Source organism: Streptomyces sp. WELS2, from assembly GCF_013870595.1.
Lineage (GTDB): Bacteria > Actinomycetota > Actinomycetes > Streptomycetales > Streptomycetaceae > Streptomyces.
In genome coordinates this window covers 1-2104 of sequence record NZ_JACBWZ010000976.1, presented here as the reverse complement: position 1 = coordinate 2104, position 2104 = coordinate 1, and the positions used below count along the sequence as shown (strand labels likewise).

Genomic DNA, 2104 nt, shown 5'->3' with positions numbered 1-2104 from the left:
GCCCGAGAAGCCGATGCCGCGCTCCAGGCGGTCGAGGCGGGCCATGACGGACCGCTCGTCGCCGTAGGCGGCGGGGAGCAGGACGCGGGCGCAGATCAGTTCCAGCTGGAGGCGGGGCGAGGTGGCGCCGCGCATCTCGGTCAGGCCCTCGTTGACCAGGTCGGCGGCGCGGCTCAGCTCGGCGGCCCCGAACGTCTCGGCCTGGGCCTGCATCCGTTCCAGCACGTCGGCCGGGGCGTCCAGGAGGCCCTTCTCCACGGCGTCCGGCACGGCGGCGAGGATCACCAGGTCACGCAGTCGCTCCAGCAGGTCGGCGACGAAGCGGCGCGGGTCGTTGCCGCCCTCGATGACCCGGTCCACGACCTCGAAGGCGGCGGCCCCGTCACCGGTGGCGAAGGCCTCCACGACGGAGTCGAGCAGGGAGCCGTCGGTGTAGCCGAGGAGGGAGGTAGCCATGGCATACGTCACACCGTCCTCGCCGGCGCCGGCGAGGAGCTGGTCCATGACGGACATGGAGTCACGCACGGAACCGGCGCCGGCGCGCACGACGAGCGGCAGCACGCCGTCCTCGACCGGGATGTCCTCCTTCCGGCACACCTCGCCGAGGTACTCGCGCAGGGTGCCCGGGGGGACGAGCCGGAACGGGTAGTGGTGGGTCCGCGACCGGATGGTGCCGATGACCTTCTCGGGCTCGGTGGTCGCGAAGATGAACTTCAGGTGCTCCGGCGGCTCCTCGACGACCTTCAGCAGCGCGTTGAAGCCGGCCGACGTGACCATGTGGGCCTCGTCGATGATGTAGATCTTGTAGCGGCTGCCCGCAGGGCCGAAGAAGGCCTTCTCGCGCAGTTCACGGGCGTCGTCCACACCACCGTGCGAGGCCGCGTCGATCTCGATGACGTCGATGGACCCCGGTCCGTTCCGGGCGAGGTCGCGGCACGACTGGCATTCCCCGCAGGGGGTCGGCGTGGGACCTTGCTCACAGTTCAGACAGCGGGCGAGGATGCGCGCGCTGGTCGTCTTGCCGCATCCGCGGGGGCCGCTGAACAGGTACGCGTGATTGACCCGGTTGTTCCGCAGCGCCTGCTGCAGCGGGTCGGTGACATGCTCCTGCCCGATGACCTCCGCAAAGGTCTCCGGGCGGTAGCGGCGGTACAGCGCGAGAGACGACACGCATACGAGGTTAATGGGGCGCACCGACAACAGGCCCCGCCCGCGGATCCGGACCCCGGCCGGCTACGGGAACGCAAGCGCCCCCCACGCACCCGCCAGAGCCGACCTACCCTTGCTGCCTTCCGGCCCTGGGGGAGTTCAGTCAGATAGCGCCGCGTGAGGGGCTGTGCCCCACAGTACCCGATGGCGGCCCCCGGACCGAACCCGATCCCCCCGTCCTCCGCACCCGGGGACGGCCTGCGGGAACGAGTTCGCGAGCACTCCCCTCGGTCATGTAATGTTTCCGGCGGAGGATTCGCCTAGAGGCCTAGGGCGCACGCTTGGAAAGCGTGTTGGGGGCAACCCCTCACGAGTTCGAATCTCGTATCCTCCGCCAGCCCAGAGGGCCGGACCGCTTCGGTGGTCCGGCCCTCTGGCGTTTGTCCCCCGCCCGTGGGGGCCGGCGCGTGCGGCAGGGGCCCCGGCGCCTACCGGGTCACGCGCACCGGTGCCGACACCGTCACCTGGTCCAGGTCCGAGACGCGGACCGTCGCCTCGAGGGTCCAGGTGCCGGGGAGGGGGAGGGTGAACGCGTCGGTGGCCCAGTAGCCGCCGCGGTCCGTGACGCGGGTGTCCAGGGGGCCCACGCGCCGGCCCGGGAGCGTGAGGGTGACCCGGAGTTCCGGGACCGTGGAGAGGCCGCCGTCGGGGCCGTAGACCACCGCCTGGACGGAGTTCTCGCCGGTCCGGCCGGGGTCCAGGGTGATCTGGGCCTTGCCGTGCCCGCCGGGGACGCCGGTGTCGAAGGGGAGCGTGGTGACGGAGGCGGTGGGGATGCCCGTCGCCGGGGAGTCGACGGGCCGGGCGGACTCCGTCGCCGCGCGGCCGGGGACGGTGTCGAGAAGATCATCGCCAAGGAGCGCCCGGACGCCCTGCTGCCCACCCTGGGCGGCCA

General features: G+C 72.0%; 1 protein-coding gene, 1 tRNA gene, 1 other RNA gene and 1 pseudogene. 1 reads left to right on the top strand and 3 read right to left on the bottom strand.

From position 1 onward, the window contains the following. Together H5J33_RS32465 and ffs are read right to left on the bottom strand one after the other, a co-directional pair. Positions 1–1170 (bottom strand): DNA polymerase III subunit gamma and tau (locus H5J33_RS32465; protein ID WP_181798303.1); only part of this gene is annotated, 1170 nt, incomplete at its 3' end. A 70-nt stretch (positions 1171–1240) separates the two neighbouring features. Next, an RNA gene (gene ffs, locus H5J33_RS32460) (signal recognition particle sRNA small type) lies at positions 1241–1339 on the bottom strand. Between the two features lie 119 nt (positions 1340–1458). Between ffs and H5J33_RS32455 the strand changes: the two genes are divergently transcribed. Then, positions 1459–1546, top strand: a tRNA-Ser gene (locus H5J33_RS32455). A gap of 91 nt (positions 1547–1637) precedes the next feature. On the opposite strand, the pseudogene H5J33_RS32450 reads toward H5J33_RS32455, so the two are convergent. Further along, a pseudogene (locus H5J33_RS32450) lies at positions 1638–2104 on the bottom strand (transporter); the annotation flags it as partial.